Genomic DNA, 15,340 nt, shown 5'->3' on the forward strand with positions numbered 1-15,340 from the left:
GAGGATGAACATGAGCGAAGCGCCGATCAATGCATCGATGACGACAATGACGGAGGCGCTTGCCGTGCCGGCGCAGGCGCCGGTTGCTGATGCCTGCGGCGTGACCTGCCACGAGAACGAGGTGCCGCCGTTTGTGGAAGCAGAGCTGGTGCGCCTGTACGGGAACATTTATTCGTCGCTGCGCGAGTTCAGGATCGCCGGCGCGCTGGATGCGCCCACCAGCACCTACGTCGAGCGCAGGGGACAGGACATCTCCGCGCTCTTCCTGTACCAGCGCGCGAAACGAGAAGCGCGCGTGCTCAACGAAGGCATACGGATCGACGGCGCCGCCTTGCAGCGCTTCGTCAGCCACCTGTTTTCCACCGACCGCACGCTCGATCTGGTCCGCTTCCATGCGCTCCAGCCCGACACGCGCCAGCTGTCTTTTCCCCATCACCGCTATAACTGCCTCGAAGACATCGTGCTGTCGCTGCCGCAGAACCGCGTGGCGTACCTGGACAGCCTCGGCAATTCGACCCGCAATTACATCAAGCGCTACCTGAACAAACTGAAGCGCAGCTTCCCATCCCTGGAGCACCGCATCATCGCCGGGGACGAAATCGAAGAGCGGCATGTGCGCGAGCTGGTGCGGCTCAACGGCGCCAGAATGGCGGAGAAGGGCAAGACCGCCGGCGTCGGTGCACAGGAGGAGCAGCGCATCCTGCGCCTGGCGCGCGAGTGCGGATTGCTCAGCGTGCTGCTGATCGACGGCCGTGTCTGCGCCGGCACCATCAATTACCAGGTCGGCGACAACTATTTTCTGGAATTGATCGCGCACGACCCGGCATACAACGAATACCGCCTCGGCACGCTGTGCTGTTACCTCACCATATGCGCCTGCATCGAACGCGGCGGCGCCGAATACCACTTCCTGTGGGGCAGGAACGACTACAAGTTCCGCCTGCTCGGCGTCGAGCGCGGCCTCGACCACCTGACAGTCTATCGTTCGCATTGGCATCGCCTTCTGTATCTCGGCACGGTACTCGACGACGTCGCCCGTAGCTGCCGGCGCAAGGGCCAGCTTTGGCTGCACGAGTTGCAGGGCCGGGACGATGCGGCGGCCCGCCTCGCGACAAGCGTCATGGACGCACTACGCAAGCTTCGTCCAGCCCGCTCCTGAAATCCGACGTTGTTTTTCGCCCGGGAAAAGTGCACTGCTTGTGCTAACTCAAGCAGTGCCTTACCTCATCTCCCGCGATAGTTCCAACAATCAACTATTGGCTCTATAGGCCAAATATTTGGCTTGGCGTGTCAGCGCAAACCGGCGAGAGCCCTTCAAGTGTTGTCATATTATTCAGATCCTTACGGCATCTTTCCTCAACGGAGTAATGCCTATCATCAATCCACACTTGTGACGAAAACATGCGCTACTCGCTCGTTCCCATCCTCGCCGCCTCCGTTTTTTCCGTTTCGGCCCACGCCGGATTCGTGGAAGGCCTCGCCGCCTACAACAGGAACGACTACGCGAGCGCGCTTGGCGAATGGAAGCCGCTGGCCGAGCAGGGCGATGCGCGCGCGCAGTATTACATGGGCTGGATGCATGACATGGGGGAGGGCGTGAAGCAGGATTCCGGCGAAGCGGTGCAGTGGTACCGCAAGGCGGCCGACCAGGGCTATGCGCTGGCACAGATCAACCTCGCCAATGCCTATACCACCGGGCAGGGCGTTGCACCGAACCACAAGCTGGCCGTGTACTGGTACCGCAAGGCATCCGACCAGGGCTATACCAGCGCGCCGGTCAACCTCGGCGTTCGCTTTGACAACGGCGAAGGCGGAACGCAGGAAAACGAGACGAACCTGCCCGTGTACCGCAACATCGTGACGCGCGACTACACGACCGTGCAATTCACGCTGGGGAACCTGTTGTACAACAATGGCATGGGCGTGCCGCAGGATTTCGACCAGGCCCAGCAGTGGTACCGCAAGGCGGCCGACCAGGGACATCCGCTGGCGCAGATCAATCTCGGCAACATGTACATCAACGGCCAGGGCGTGCCGCGCGATTACAAGCTCGCGCTGCACTGGTACACCCAGGCTGCCGACCAGGGCAGCGCCTACGCGCAAAACAACGTCGGCAATATCTATCGCAAGGGGCTGGGCGTGAAGCAGGATTACGCGCAAGCCTTGTACTGGTATCGCAAGGCGGCCGAGCAGGGCGACGCCGGCGCGCAGACCAACCTCGGCCTCATGTATCACAACGGCGAAGGCGTGAAGCAGGATTACACCGAAGCGCTCGGCTGGTACCGCAGGGCGGCCGACCAGGGCGACTCCGGCGCGCAGTACCACCTCGGCCTCATGTACAGCAACGGCGAAGGCGTGGTGCAGGATTATGCGCAGGCGGCTCAGTGGTTCCGCCGGGCAGCCGAGCAGGGCCATGCGCTGGCGCAGCACAACCTGGGCAACATGTACCTCGCCGGGCAAGGCGTGCCGCAGGATTACACGGCGGCGATGCGCTGGCATCGCAAGGCCGGCTACCAGGGCGACGCCTACGTGCAGAACCATGTGGGCAACCTGCTGTTCGCCAGCGGCCAGGGCGCGGCGCAGGATTACCCGGAGGCGGCGGAATGGTATCGCAAGGCGGCCGAGCAGGGCTATGCCGCCGCGCAAAACAACCTCGGCACCATGTACAAGGCAGGCCTGGGCGTGACGCGCGATTTCGCGCAGGCGGCGCAGTGGTATCGTCAGGCGGCCGACCAGGGCGACGTCAATGCGCAGTACAACCTGGCACAGCTGTATGCCGTCGGCATGGGCGTGCGGCAGGATTTCGCGCAGGCCGCGCACTGGTATCGCAAGGCGGCGGACCAGGGGCATTCGATGGCGCAATACCAGCTTGGCCTGATGTTCGCGCGCGGACAGGCGGTGGCCTCCTCGGGACACTGACATCCGGATTCGGCGGCGGGAACGAAGGCCCGGCACGGCGTTGCCGGGCTTTTTCTTTGCGCGGCGCATGGCGTCACTGAAGCATGGCGTGCGCGCCCCGCCGGAGCAATGCCTGTTGCACGCCGGTCAGGCGCGCCTTCTCATACTTCAGTCGTATGGCTGCCCGATCGAAAAAGACCGATTCTGTCATCGATAGGTTGGGACCTTTCTCATCGCACCCTTATCATCCGGCGTTGTCCAATAGCTTGAAGAGGAGAAATGCAGCCTGCTTTGCAGCCGATGCAGACGCATGGCTGTGCAGCGCCTGGCTGCGATGCGGTGCGTCGGGGGCACCGTACGTACAGGAATGACCGGGAGATAATGTGCTCATCCGTGTTTTACGTTACCGGGGGCGTGCGCCCGACACCATTACAGAGGCAGAGTTCTCGCAAGCCGGCGGCAATATCGGCCGCAGTTCGGAGTGCACGCTCTCCCTGCCCGACCCGGAGCGGCATGTCTCGCGCGTGCAGGCGGAAATACGGTGGACGGACGGACGCTTCTTACTGTTCGGGCGCGGCGCGGCCAACCCGATCGAGCGCAACGGCGAACCGGTCGCCGCCGGACAGTCGACGGAATTGAGCGACGGCGACGAACTGCATATCGGCGATTATGTATTGCGCGTCGAGTTCCAGCAGACCAGGACCGAGGTGGCGCCGCGTCGGCCCGGCGATTTTTCCACTCTACCGACCGGCAAGCCGCATGCCGAAGATTCCGAACTGTTCGACACCAAGCCGGCGCCTTTGCGCGGCGATCCGGGCATGCGCACCCAGCCTGGCACGGAAGCGACGCAGCTGAATCTGTCGCAGCGCCCCGCCGTGCTGGATGCGCTGCGGGAACGCGCGGTGGCGCCCGCCGGCAATGCGGAGAACGGCCGCGAACCGTATCAGGTCGCCGCCACCTATCCTGCCTCGGCCACGGCATTTCGCTCCTGGGACAATCCGGAAGGCACCAGCCAGACCGTCATTGTCGGCAAAAGCGAGCCGGGCACGCCGACGGTGCGGCCGGATGCGCCGTCCGCGCCCGGGGCGCCCGCGACGGATTCGCCCGCCAGGCTCGCCGAACTCGTGAACAGGGCGGCGCATGCGCATCGGCGTGACTTTGTACCGATACCCAAGTCGCGCACCACCGGCTTTTTGCAGGAACTCAACCGCAAGGTGCTGGATGCCAAATCCGGCGACGGCGGGCACGTTGCCCAGGCCTCGCCCGAGTTGGCGCAGGCGCTGCTATGCGGCGCCGGGCTGCCCGACCTGCCGCTTGGCGCGCTGGATGAAGAAACGATGCTGCGCCTGGGCGCCCTGCTGCGCAGTTTTGCACAGGGTTTCGTCGACCTGCTTGCGACGCGCGCGGCGTTCAAGGCGGAACTGCGGGCGGAAATGACCATCATTTCTTCAGAAGGAAACAATCCGCTGAAGTTCGCTCCCGACGCGGCGGAGGCGCTGGCCCATTTGCTCACGGCGCGCCCCACGCGCGGCTACATGAAACCCGACGACGCCGTGCAGGATGCCGTGAGCGACTTGCTCGCCCATCAGTCCGGCATCCTGGCCGGAATGCAGGCTGTGCTGCAGGGCGTGCTGCAGCGCCTGAGCCCGGAAGAAATGAACAGGCGCCTTGCAGGCCGGTCGATGTTCGACGCCATGCTGCCGATGAATCGCAAGGCCAGGTTGTGGGAACTGTACGAGGAAATGCATGCCGATGTTTCAAGGGAAGCGCAGGGCGACATCGAGGCCTTGTTCGGCCGCGAATTCGTGAGCGCATACGAGGCGCAGGCCGGGCGCCTGGGGGAAAAGGAGCGCCGCTAGGCCGGCGTGCCCGGGCACGGCCAATTAACCAACGTGGCAGGAGAATCCGTGGAATGTAGAATTTCCGCCTTGTCCCGGGTCGGTGGCCGGGAGCGCAACGAGGATGCCTGCGGCTATCTGCAGGAAGAGGGTATTGTCTGCTGCGTGCTGGCCGACGGCGCGGGCGGGCACGGCGGCGGCGACGTGGCCTCGCGCGTGGCGGTCGAGGCGGTGCTGCGGGAATTCGTGGCCAAGCCGGAAGCATCGGTCGCCGCGGTTTCCGCCTTGCTGCGCCATGCCAACGACGCGGTGCTGCAGCAGCAGGGCAGCGATCCCGCGCTGGCCGACATGCGTTCGACGCTGGTGGTGCTGGTGCTCGACACGGAGGCGCTGTGCGCGGTATGGGGCCACGTGGGAGACAGCCGCCTGTATCTGCTGCGGCACGGCGCGACCCAGTTTCGCACGCGTGACCACAGCCTGGTGCAAAGCATGGTCGACGGCGGATTGATCAGCGCGGAAGAAGCGCTCACGCACAGCGAACGCAATGTCCTGATCGCCTCGATCGGCTCGCAGGAGTCGTTCCAGCCGAGCGTGGTCGAGCGGCCTTTCGCGATCAGCGAAGGCGATGCCTTCCTGCTGTGCAGCGACGGCTTCTGGGGCTTGCAGGACGAAGCGGCGATCGAGGGCGCGCTGATGGACGCGATGACGCCCGACGAGTGGCTCACCCGGATGGAGGCCGACATCAGCCTGCAGATCGGGGATGGATCGGACAACTATTCCGCCGTCGGCGTATGGTGCGGCGAGGTCGAGAGCACGACGGTGCAGCGCGCCAGGGGAGGCTGACCGCTTGGGAGGCATTGCGCCCCGTATGCCGTGCGGCGCGCTCTGTTGAGATAGCGCATGCCATGGACACGGATGTGGTTTGTCCGATAGACATAGGTGCATCGCGGTCCTACACTATCCATATTGCGGGCACGGCCGGAGAACATATGAGATTCTTCAACGGAGTTTTGCCTCTACTGGCCTTCATGGTCGCCGGATGTTCTCCCCAAAACTATTTGGTCTACCATCCACGCAGCTATTCTTTTTCCCTTTCTCAACTTTCCTCCGCAGTACATCCCATTGCGTTTTCTACACAGCAAGGACTGCAGCGGGCGTTTTACGTTCTTCCGCGCTCCGGAAGGCTCGATACTCTGTGGGTATTTTTTCCCGGTAACGGAAGTGCCGCGCTGAATTGGCTGGCCTGGACCGACCGGTATCCGGATGCCGGAACAGGATTCCTATTGATCGACTATCCGGGTTACGGGTTCTCCAAAGGTAGCCCCAGCGCTGAATCAATTCTTGAGGTGAGCGAGAGGGCCTTTGCCCAGCTTGCGCTTAACCTTCGTTCCGACCAGGACCAGTTATGGAGCAAGACTTCGGTGCTGGGGCATTCTCTGGGCGCGGCCACGGCTTTGCAGTTTGCTGCAAGACATGCGCCGCAACGCGTTGTGCTGGTCTCCCCGTTCACTTCGCTCGAAGCTATCGGCAAGCGCATCCTTGGCGCATGGGTCGGTCCGCTGATAAACAACGAATACGACAACCTGGTCCGCATGAAGGAACTGGAGAACCGCAAGGTGAGCCTGCATATCGTGCACGGCAGCGCCGACGAAGTCGTTCCTGTCGATTTCGGACGAGAGTTGAGCCAGAAATTTCCTTGGGCGGATTACCAGGAGGTGAACGGCGCGCACCACAATGACATATTTGAGCTCGGGCGAACAACGATATTGCGCTCCATGGGGACGAGCGCGACCGATTCGTCATAGAGGGATGCGCTTCCACCCGCCATGAGGAATACTAGAACAATCGCTTGTAGATTAATGCAGCGGTCGTTTCATGCGTGCGGCTATTTCGGTTTTGCGCGAATTCCAGCTGGATTGTCTGCGTGCGATCGAGGTATTTCGACTGCGTAAAGCGCAGCGTGTCATAGTGTGTTCCGGAGTCTACCTGACCCATGATGCGGTCATACGTCAACATGGATTTCATGTTGAACACTTCGCGCACCAAAATTCCTGCCTGGATATCGGCATAAGCATAACTGTGCCGCGCGTAACCAAGGCCGCCTCCTGCCAGCACAAACATGTCCACGTCTCCGGCTACCCGCTCGGTGAGGCCGACGGCCCCACTGATATAGGCCGCCCGGCGCTTCTGCAATTGCGCATCCCGTTGTTGTTCGACGCCGATGCGAAACTTTCCTGAAATGCCGCCCGTGAGCGGGTCGAACGGCGTCAGCGCCTGTATTCCGTAAATGGTGAGGTGATCGAGCGAAAGCGTTCCACGTCGCGATACATGTGCCTCGGTCTCGAACAGGAGCAATTCATTCTCGTTGAAATAGCGGCGATTATCGTCGGTGATGAAATGCGAGACGGGCAAAAAATTGATACGCAGTTCCGGCAGGCCTTCTACCGATGCCAATCCGAAGCTCAATTGCTTGTCGGGTGGCGCGAACAGCGGGTTTCTGTCGTCCCCTGTTTCGAGTTGGGTATGCGGATAATCCCTCTGCTTGATTTGCGCAAGCACCTCGCGATTCTGCGACCAGACCGAACGAGCCAGCCGGCCCTGGCGGAACGCATAGTCGTTGTCGGTCTCGGCGAGCATCAATCGCAGGAACGCCGTATTGTCGCGCTCTTCGGCCCACGCATCCGGCGACAGTCCACGCAGCACCTGGTTGCCGGTCTCGCGCAAAGTCGCGGCCGGCAGCTGCTGAGCCAGTGCGCGGATCACCCAGCGGTCCGGTGTGAGGACTTCCGTGCGCTGGACCAGGCCGGCGGTAGCGGCATGTTGGACGACATCGCGTGGCGTGACCCAGTAACCGTCATGCTTGAGGCGCTCGCTGGTCGTGCCCAGGATGAAGTAGACCAGCGTCGCGCAGTTATAGTCCTGGAAAAAGTAGGTAAAGCTTGCCTGCTTTAATTCAAGCAGATGCAGCAGAAGCAGCTCCCTGTCCGTCTCGTCAAGCTGCAGCTGATACTCCCATACGCTGCGCTGCTCGTCATTGATGTATTGCTCGAGTTTTTCATGGTAGGGCGAAAGCGTGAAGTAGCCGGGCTTTCCCTTTACCGTGCTGTCGTAGAGAAGCTTGGGAACGTTGACCGTGCCTGTCTCAGTGTAAAAGGAGATGGCGTGGCTTAGCTCCTTGCCGGATCGGTCGTGCCCGGAGATCTTCAGGAATGCATGGCCCATCATGCTTGCGGGCTGGGTCAGATTCTCGCTGGCGAATACCAGCGAGATGCGTTCGGCAGGCGCCTTCGCACGGAATTCGACCACATCCGGGCAGTCTTCCAGCGGCAACGGAGGCGCATCCAGATGATGGCGCAGGAATTGGTAGCGTGCGGGAAAACGGCAGACGTTGGCCGCGGGTCCTCCGTAGAGGAATTCGACGGTGCGCTTCAGTTCCGCCTCGGGCGTGAAATTCGGCAGGCTCAGCAAAAAATTCGGGTCGCGCAGATAAGCGCGTGTTCCGGACGCATGCAGCAGGGAGTGCCAGACCGTGGAATCGTGCAGCCGCCGTTCTTGCGCCAATGCGCCGAGGCGTTGCGACAGCTCGGAGGATGGCGATGCAGCGTTCACCGCTGTCGCAGGCAGGAACAGGCAATAAAAAAAAGCGGCAAGAATGCCGCTTTTCGCGAACAAGTCCGCAATACGCATTACGACTTGCAGGAGATCACAACGTTCTCGGAATACTTCCACATCTTTTCGGTGGAGTAGTCGGTCGTGGAGCCGAAAGCACCGCCGCTCAGGATATTGACGAAGAACTTCGGATCGACATTCTTTTCGATAACGGTCTCTTTGGCGCAGCCCGAGGTTTCAGCGACGATCACCTTGTTCTTGTTCTCGCGGAGGACATTCACAACGCCCGGACCGCTGAACGGAACGCCATCCACCTTGCCTTTGATTTCGCCGCCGGTCGAGCTCGACACGTTGATCGGCTGGGTCTTCTCGTTGAGGATGGATGCGCAACCGCTTAATGCAACTGCGGCGGCGATAGCGACATATGCTGCGACTTTCATTATGAAACTCCCTTTTTTTCGATTGTTGTTGGATCGGCCTTATCGGTTGTAGTACGTTGTGATACGACAAGAGCCGAGCGGGAGCTTAGCTTGTGAATATGGAGAATGCAAGTTTTGACAGGCTACCTGTCTAAGTGTGTTAAGGCGCGTATACATCTGAGCATAAATGTCTGCCCGATGTTGTATCGTGGGGATGATTTGACCGATGCATCGCTGGCGAGCGACACGCATGTTGTCTGCATCGATGCCTTTGCATGAGCCGAGGAGATATCTGGAAAAATCGCGGCCTCCCTGTTTTATTCCTTGCCGCCACCTGCCGCCGCGCTGCCGGTATCCTGGCCGTTGCCCGAGGTGGGCGTATCCGAAGCGGCGGAGGCCGCGCGCTGATTGGCGGCCGCATCGGCAAACACCATCTTGCCGTTTTCCGTTCTCCTGTCGTCGCGGAATTCGCCTTCCCAATAGCTGCCGTTGGCCCAGGTATATCTTCCTTGTCCCTGGCTCTTTCCTCGCACCCAGTTGCCGGCATAGGTGTCGCCGCCTTTGAAGCGGGTGACGCCCTGGCCGTGCGGGCGGCCATCCTTCACTTCGCCATCGTAACGGTTGCCGTTGGCAAAGTAGATGGTGCCTCGGCCATTGGGCATGTCGTTGGCCCATTCGCCCTTGTAGCGCTGGCCGTTGGCCCATACGAACAGGCCCTTGCCTTGCTTGACGCCGTTGACCAGCGTTCCTTCGAAACGGTCGCCGTTGTTCCAGACGATATGTCCGGTGCCCGATACGATGCCGGTCTTGGGATCGGCCGTGAAGCGACCGGTCATGGTTTGACCAGCCATTCGCAGGACGGTGTTGCCGGCGGCAGGCTTATGCAAGGATGTGCTTTCGGCGTCGTCGGCTGCGGCACTTTCGCCGCGCTCGGCCGGCGCCGGCTGCCTGGGCTGGGACGCGGGCGGTTCGAGCTGCCGCTTCAGGCTCGCCAGCTTGTCGCTGGCCGCCGGCGCATGACGCCCGTTCGGATATCGGTCGAGATATGCCTGGTAATCCTTGATCTTGTCGCCGCTCGTCGCGGCCTGCCATGACTGGTCGTCCGCCGATGCCTGCGGGGGAATCGGTGCCGCATCGGGAGCTGCTGCCGACGCCGCCGGTGCGGCTGGCGCAGCGGATGAGGGTGCTTGCGCAGCGGGCGCCGATGCGGTCGGTGCAGCCGGCGGCGTGGCAGCTGGTGCCGGGGCCTGGGCCTGGCTTTCGCTCTCGGATGCCGACGACCCGGACGTTTCTGGCGCCGCCGAAGCGGCCGGCGCAGGCGCCGACGGCAGGGCAGGGGCTTCGTCCGGAGTGTTCATCGCGATCGCGGCATGCCTTTGCTCTTCCACGGGCGTCTTGCGCTTGAGTTTTTGTTTCGCGACGGCGGCATGCCGACCCTTCGGAAAGCGGTTGAGATAAAACTCGTACGCGTCGTTGCGGTCCGATGCGGAGGCGATGCGCCATAGATCATCCTCGGACTGGGTGCGGACATTGCGCGCGGCGGGGGCCGGCGTCTCCCCGACCGGCGCTTGCGCTTCATGCCGCTTGCCGTTGCCCTGTTCGCGGGGCGGCGCGGGCGGTGCGGCCGCGGCCTCGGACGAATCGGTGGATGAGGGCTGCGGCTTCGTGAGGGCGGCGACAGGCGGCGATGCCGGTGCGGTGGCTGGCGACGATGGTGCTTGGGAAGCCGCAGGCGGTGGCACTTGTTCGTGCGCGGGCGGCGGGGCTGACGCAGCTTCGCGCTCGGGATTGGCGTCATCCGGTGTCGTGCTGGCGCCGGACGACTCGACGGCAGGCGCGCTGCCGGAAGAAGCGAGCGCCGGTTGATGCGGCGCGTTCCAGTATCGCATCCCCCAGTAGCCGCCGGCGCCGATGCCGGCCAACAGCAGCAAGCTCAGCGCGAGCCATGCCGGCTTGCCGCGCCTGACGCCTTCGTCGGCATGGCTCATGCCGCGCGCACGCTGCCAGTCGCGGTCGGGCTGGGCCACGGGGCGCTCTTCCGGCCTTTTCTCCTGTTTTCTTTCGGGGCGGGCCTCGGCGATGGGGACGGTCGGCACGTCGGTGTTGCCCCATTGCGTGCCGGTGCGCGGCAGGCTGCGTGGCACCGACTCCATGATGTCGAGCGCGCGCCGCAATTCGGCGATCGACTGGTAGCGCTGTTCCGGCTTGACCGACAGCGCCTTGTCGACGACGGCCAGGAAGGTCTTGCTGTAGCGGCCTTTGCCGACTTCGCGCGCCGGCACCATCTCGTCCTTGACGATGCGAGCCACCGCCGGTGGCGGCGCGCGTCCTGTCATCAGGTAATACACCACCGCGGCCAGCGCGTAGATGTCGGTCCAGGCGCCCTGGCGCAGCCCGGCGATGTCGGCATATTGCTCGATGGGCGCGAAGCCCGGCTTCAGGATCACGGTCGGCCCCTGCGTGAGGTCGCCGATGACACGGCGCGCGGCGCCGAAGTCGAGCAGCAGCGGACGACCATCCTTGAGCAGCAGGATGTTGTCCGGCGCGATATCGCGGTGAAAGCATTGCACGCGATGAATGGTATCGATCGCATCGAACAGGTCCGCCAGAAGCATCCTGATCCAGTTTTCGGTGGGCGTGATGCGGTGTTCCTTGAGCGCCTTCTTGAGCGTGATGCCTTCGTAGAACGGCATCACCATATAGGCCGTGCCGTTGGCTTCCCAGAAGCGGTACACCTTCACCAGCGATGGAGAGTCGAACTGCGCCAGCATGCGCGCCTCGTTGACGAAGCTCTTCAGCCCCGCCGTGAAGGTGTCGGCGTTGTGCTGCGAGCGCACCGTGACTGCCATGCGGGTGGTGCGCGTGGCCAGCCCGGTCGGCATGTATTCCTTGAGCGCGACGTGCCGCTCCAGCGAGTGATCGTAGGCCAGGTACACGATGCCGAAACCGCCTTCGCCGATCAGTTCCAGGATCTCGAACTCGCCCAGTCGCGTGCCCACCGGCAGCACGTTGACGCTGTGCTCCTCGGGCAAGCCGCCTGCGGCCGAAGGCGGCACACGACGGCTGCGCACCATGGTTTTGTCTTTGTCGTCGTTCATCATAGGAATTCACCGACTCGTTAAGGCTGGATGGGCGGCATGGCACGGACTTTGGCGTGGCGCAACTTCTGCGGGGCGCTGCATGGCGTCTCGTCGCTGCCGATGGGCCGGGGCACGCATCGCCGGGATGGCGCCGGTTGTGAATTGGGTGGGAGAGCGCATGCGGACCGTCTCTTCCAGCCATTGGGCTCGTGCCGCGGAAAGATAGTTCGCGCAATGGAGCGATTGCTTGTCATTGATCACGATGACCCCGCTTTTCCACGATGAAGATAAAAAATTTCTTCCGAATCAGATCAGGGCAACGATACCGCAGGACGCGAGGCGATTCGATCATACTCAAGTAGTAAAGACGCGGCGAGGCCGCGGGAGTAGCCTCTTGGTTGTCGCAAACAGGTTGGCGGGATGACGCAAGCGATGAAGATTCTGATTGTCGACGATCATGCGCTGATCCGCGAAGGCATCGCGATCATGATCAAAAGAATTCAGCCGCAATCCGAGTTGTGGCAGGCCAGCAGCTGCGCCTCGGCGCTGGAGATTGCCGCGGCGCAGCCTATCGACTTCGTCTTTCTCGATCTGAACCTGCCCGATCAGCCCGGCTTCGTCGCGCTCGAACTGTTCAAGGAACGGCACGCGCTGATGCCGGTCGTCGTCGTGTCCGCGCAAGAAGACCGCAACACGGTGTTGAAGGCGCTCGAACTCGGCGCCAAGGCCTTCGTGCCGAAATCGGCCGATTCGGAACGCATGCGCAACGCGATCGAGGTGCTGCTGGACGGACGGGTCTACCTGCCGGAAAGCATACTGGAGTCGGATGCGCTGCCGCACGCCGCGGCTGGCGCGCCAGCCGCTTCCGGCAACTGGTCGCTGACCGAAAGGCAAAAGGAAGTGCTGGCCCTGATCATCATGGGCCTGCCCAACAAGCTCATCGCGCGCCGCCTGAATATCGTGGAGTCGACTGTCAAGATCCACGTCAGCGCGATTTTGCGCGAATTGAAGGTGGCGTCCCGCACGCAGGCGCTCATCGCCGTGGCCAGGTACGGGATCAAGCTGCCGATGCTATGACGCGACAACGCCGCCCGGCCGTGCCTCTTCACGCCACCTGCGGCAACTCCTTTCTGCCGAGGGCCAGCGCCCGCTGCAGGGCGTGATACAGGCCGGCGGCATTGACCGGCTTGTTCATGAATAGCCAGCCCATGTCCTGCACCTCGCGTTCCAGCACGGAATTCGCCTCGCCCGAAATCACGATCACCGGTATCTCGTACGGCACCACCGCCGACACCGCCCGCACCGCGTCGAAGCTGGTCTTGTGGTCGCCCAGCCGGTGGTCGGTGATCAGCACGTCGGGGTAGCGCAGGCTGGCATCGACATACTTGAGCGCCTCGTCGATCGAGCGGGCCAGGATCGCATAGCAGCCCCATGACGACAGGATCGCTTCCATCGCCGCCAGGATATCGATCTCGTCGTCGACCACCAGCACCAGCATGCCGCTCAAGTCCTGCTCCGCCTGTTGCGCCTGCGTCGCCGCATAGTCGGCGGCCGAGATGTCGGTGCTGCGCGCGACTTCGAGCTCGAACAGCGAGCCCTTGCCCGGCGTCGAGCGCACATGCAGCGTACAGCCGAGGATGCCTGACAGGCGCTTGACGATGGCCAGCCCCAGGCCCAGCCCCTTCCTGCGGTCGCGCGACGGATTGCCGAGCTGGACGAACTCGTCGAAGATGCGGTCGAGATGGTCTTCCGGGATGCCACAGCCGGTGTCCCACACCTGCACCAGCGCCTTGTCCCCGCGCGGGCGGAACGCCAGCAGCACGCCGCCGCGCTCGGTATAGCGGAATGCGTTCGACAGCAGGTTCATGATCAGCTCGATCAACAGTTCCGCGTCGGTGTGCAGGAACAGCCCCTTCGGGCAATGCACGTGAAAGCGCAGGGCCTTGCCGGCAGCCAGCGGCGCGAAGCGCGTCTCCAGCGTCTGCCCGATCGGATGGGCTTCGAACACCCGCGCCGACGGGGTGATGACGCCGGCGTCGATGCGCGAAATGTCGAGCAGGCGGTTGAACAGTTCGTCCAGTCCGGCCAGCGAGCGGTCCAGCCGGTCGACCAGGTACTTGGCGCGGGTGTCGAAGTTTTCCAGCTTGAGGGCGGCGACGAACAGGCTGATCGCATGCACCGGCTGGCGCAAATCATGGCTGGCTGCGGCAAGAAAGCGCGTCTTGTCGGCGCAGGCCTGTTCGGCCGTGCGCAACGCCTGCTCGGTGCGCTCGCGCAGGACGGCGTCGGCCCCGGCGCGTTCGCGCAGCATTTCTGCCGCCTGTTCGCTCTCGATGCGCAGGCGGCAATTCTCCAGCACGACCTGGTTCAGGCGCCGGCACAATGCGAGGTAAAGGGGCAGCAGCGCGAGCACGACGATGCCCAGCGACAGTCCGTCGGCTGCGCCGCCGGCCAGCAGGTGCGCTGCGAACGGCAGCAGCAGGAACAGGGTGAAGCACGCCATCGCCGCGAAGCTGGCGGCGAACGCCAGCGCGGTGCCCGCCGCGAGCAGCAGCACGATCGCCGGCAGCGCAGTGCCGGGCACGTGCGGAAGCAATTGCTGGAACGCGATGGCCCATGCCAGCGCCCAGAGCGACACGGCAACGCAAAACAAGCCCGCCGCACGGCGCGGATACCTGGCTGCAAAACGCGTAGCGGTAAAGCCGTAGCAGCCGGCGGTGCCGGCGATCCATATGGCGGCGGCGAGTGCAACCCCTTGCAGGGCAGGAAAAGGCTTGGGAAGGGGCAGCGCCGCCAGCACGGTGGCGCACAATACATGCAGGCAACCCGCGTAAATCACTTGCTGGCGCAGGACGCCGATTCGCCAGCGTGAAATCCGCTCGTCCATGGCGGCGACGCCGAGCGTGCTGTCGCTGGCGGCTTTCGGGTCGGACATAAAAACTCCCGCGAGGCGCACATATGCGAAAACCGGAATCCACACAGCGTACCGAGACTCGGCGCGGAGAAGCCATCCGGGCAGGCGGCAGGTTTGATATAGGTTAAACGCTGTCCGGTTACATCAGCGGGCTGGCTGCCGATATGCAGAGCAAGGGAAAAATTCAGCCGTACGCAAAGGTAGAAATTGCATGCTTTCTATCCTGTACGACGGAAAGATGCGGCGCGCCGGGGCATCTGCCGAGCGCGGGCACTCCGCTGATAAAGGCGCTATGCGGTTCTGCTGACAAGGCTGCCTGAACGATCAGCCGCATGAGTTCCTTGCTCTCGACCGCATTGTCACGGCACGCGTTTCGAGGCAGCAAGCCTGCCTCGATGGCTTTCCCTACCGCTGCTTGCAACATTTCATCGGTGATATTCATTTCCTGTCCCATCACGGAATCGCCTACGGGTTGGAGAGATGCATTCTGCGATCCATTTATGACAATGCGATGAACAGTTTGCACTTGCGCAAATCCTCGGCATGGCTCGGGAAGCGTATTCAGGGCACATAACTTGCACG

The 15,340-nt window shown here is 62.8% G+C and carries 11 protein-coding genes; 6 read left to right on the forward strand and 5 right to left on the reverse strand.

Translation table 11 applies throughout. The features are described 5' to 3' along the window. Positions 1–10 precede the first annotated feature (10 nt). The 5 genes from FAY22_RS02605 to FAY22_RS02625 all read left to right on the forward strand — a co-directional run bounded on the left by FAY22_RS02605 (position 11) and on the right by FAY22_RS02625 (position 6,541). Complete coding sequence (locus FAY22_RS02605) at positions 11–1,159, forward strand: GNAT family N-acetyltransferase (RefSeq protein WP_168204743.1); 1,149 nt, start codon at positions 11–13, stop codon at positions 1,157–1,159. Positions 1,160–1,401: 242 nt separating this feature from the next. Next, on the forward strand, positions 1,402–2,919 hold the full coding sequence (locus FAY22_RS02610) for an SEL1-like repeat protein (RefSeq protein WP_146328782.1): 1,518 nt from the start codon (positions 1,402–1,404) through the stop codon (positions 2,917–2,919). Positions 2,920–3,281: 362 nt separating this feature from the next. Then, positions 3,282–4,757: a type VI secretion system-associated FHA domain protein TagH gene (gene tagH, locus FAY22_RS02615; RefSeq protein WP_146328783.1), complete on the forward strand. Its 1,476-nt coding sequence runs from the start codon at positions 3,282–3,284 to the stop codon at positions 4,755–4,757. A gap of 48 nt (positions 4,758–4,805) precedes the next feature. Continuing rightward, positions 4,806–5,579, forward strand: a complete 774-nt coding sequence (locus FAY22_RS02620; RefSeq protein ID WP_168204744.1) for a PP2C family serine/threonine-protein phosphatase — start codon at positions 4,806–4,808, stop codon at positions 5,577–5,579. Positions 5,580–5,725: 146 nt separating this feature from the next. After that, positions 5,726–6,541: an alpha/beta hydrolase gene (locus tag FAY22_RS02625; protein WP_168204745.1), complete on the forward strand. Its 816-nt coding sequence runs from the start codon at positions 5,726–5,728 to the stop codon at positions 6,539–6,541. 31 nt (positions 6,542–6,572) lie between these two features. Here the strand turns inward: FAY22_RS02625 and FAY22_RS02630 are convergent, their stop codons facing one another. The 3 genes from FAY22_RS02630 to FAY22_RS02640 form a co-directional block, all read right to left on the reverse strand. Then, positions 6,573–8,423 carry a DUF4105 domain-containing protein gene (locus FAY22_RS02630; RefSeq protein WP_146328786.1) on the reverse strand — a complete coding sequence of 617 codons (1,851 nt, stop codon included), beginning with the start codon at positions 8,421–8,423 and terminating at the stop codon, positions 6,573–6,575. Then, positions 8,423–8,785, reverse strand: coding sequence for an adenosine deaminase (locus FAY22_RS02635; RefSeq protein WP_146328787.1), 363 nt, complete (start codon positions 8,783–8,785; stop codon positions 8,423–8,425). The genes FAY22_RS02630 and FAY22_RS02635 overlap by 1 nt, the downstream gene beginning before the upstream one ends. A 296-nt stretch (positions 8,786–9,081) precedes the next feature. Continuing rightward, a complete protein-coding gene (locus tag FAY22_RS02640) occupies positions 9,082–11,865 on the reverse strand; it encodes a serine/threonine-protein kinase (RefSeq protein ID WP_146328788.1) in 2,784 nt (927 codons plus the stop codon). Positions 11,866–12,276: 411 nt separating this feature from the next. On the opposite strand from FAY22_RS02640, the gene FAY22_RS02645 reads away from it, so the two are divergent. After that, positions 12,277–12,921, forward strand: a complete 645-nt coding sequence (locus FAY22_RS02645; RefSeq protein WP_168204746.1) for a response regulator transcription factor — start codon at positions 12,277–12,279, stop codon at positions 12,919–12,921. Between the two features lie 28 nt (positions 12,922–12,949). Here the strand turns inward: FAY22_RS02645 and FAY22_RS02650 are convergent, their stop codons facing one another. Continuing rightward, a complete protein-coding gene (locus FAY22_RS02650) occupies positions 12,950–14,779 on the reverse strand; it encodes a hybrid sensor histidine kinase/response regulator (RefSeq protein WP_146328790.1) in 1,830 nt (609 codons plus the stop codon). 163 nt (positions 14,780–14,942) lie between these two features. Then, the gene (locus FAY22_RS02655) at positions 14,943–15,200 is read right to left on the reverse strand and encodes a hypothetical protein (RefSeq protein ID WP_146328791.1); all 258 of its coding nucleotides are present in this window, start codon (positions 15,198–15,200) and stop codon (positions 14,943–14,945) included. Positions 15,201–15,340 lie beyond the last annotated feature (140 nt).

Source organism: Noviherbaspirillum sp. UKPF54, from assembly GCF_007874125.1.
Classification (GTDB): Bacteria; Pseudomonadota; Gammaproteobacteria; order Burkholderiales; family Burkholderiaceae_D; genus Noviherbaspirillum.

Coding starts and splice junctions, on each gene's coding strand:
- FAY22_RS02605 (WP_168204743.1), top strand. CDS start 11: ATGAGCGAAGCGCCGATCAATGCATCGATGACGACAATGACGGAGGCG.
- FAY22_RS02610 (WP_146328782.1), top strand. CDS start 1,402: ATGCGCTACTCGCTCGTTCCCATCCTCGCCGCCTCCGTTTTTTCCGTT.
- FAY22_RS02625 (WP_168204745.1), top strand. CDS start 5,726: ATGAGATTCTTCAACGGAGTTTTGCCTCTACTGGCCTTCATGGTCGCC.
- FAY22_RS02630 (WP_146328786.1), bottom strand. CDS start 8,423: ATGCGTATTGCGGACTTGTTCGCGAAAAGCGGCATTCTTGCCGCTTTT.
- FAY22_RS02635 (WP_146328787.1), bottom strand. CDS start 8,785: ATGAAAGTCGCAGCATATGTCGCTATCGCCGCCGCAGTTGCATTAAGC.
- FAY22_RS02640 (WP_146328788.1), bottom strand. CDS start 11,865: ATGATGAACGACGACAAAGACAAAACCATGGTGCGCAGCCGTCGTGTG.
- FAY22_RS02645 (WP_168204746.1), top strand. CDS start 12,277: ATGAAGATTCTGATTGTCGACGATCATGCGCTGATCCGCGAAGGCATC.
- FAY22_RS02650 (WP_146328790.1), bottom strand. CDS start 14,779: ATGTCCGACCCGAAAGCCGCCAGCGACAGCACGCTCGGCGTCGCCGCC.
- FAY22_RS02655 (WP_146328791.1), bottom strand. CDS start 15,200: ATGAATATCACCGATGAAATGTTGCAAGCAGCGGTAGGGAAAGCCATC.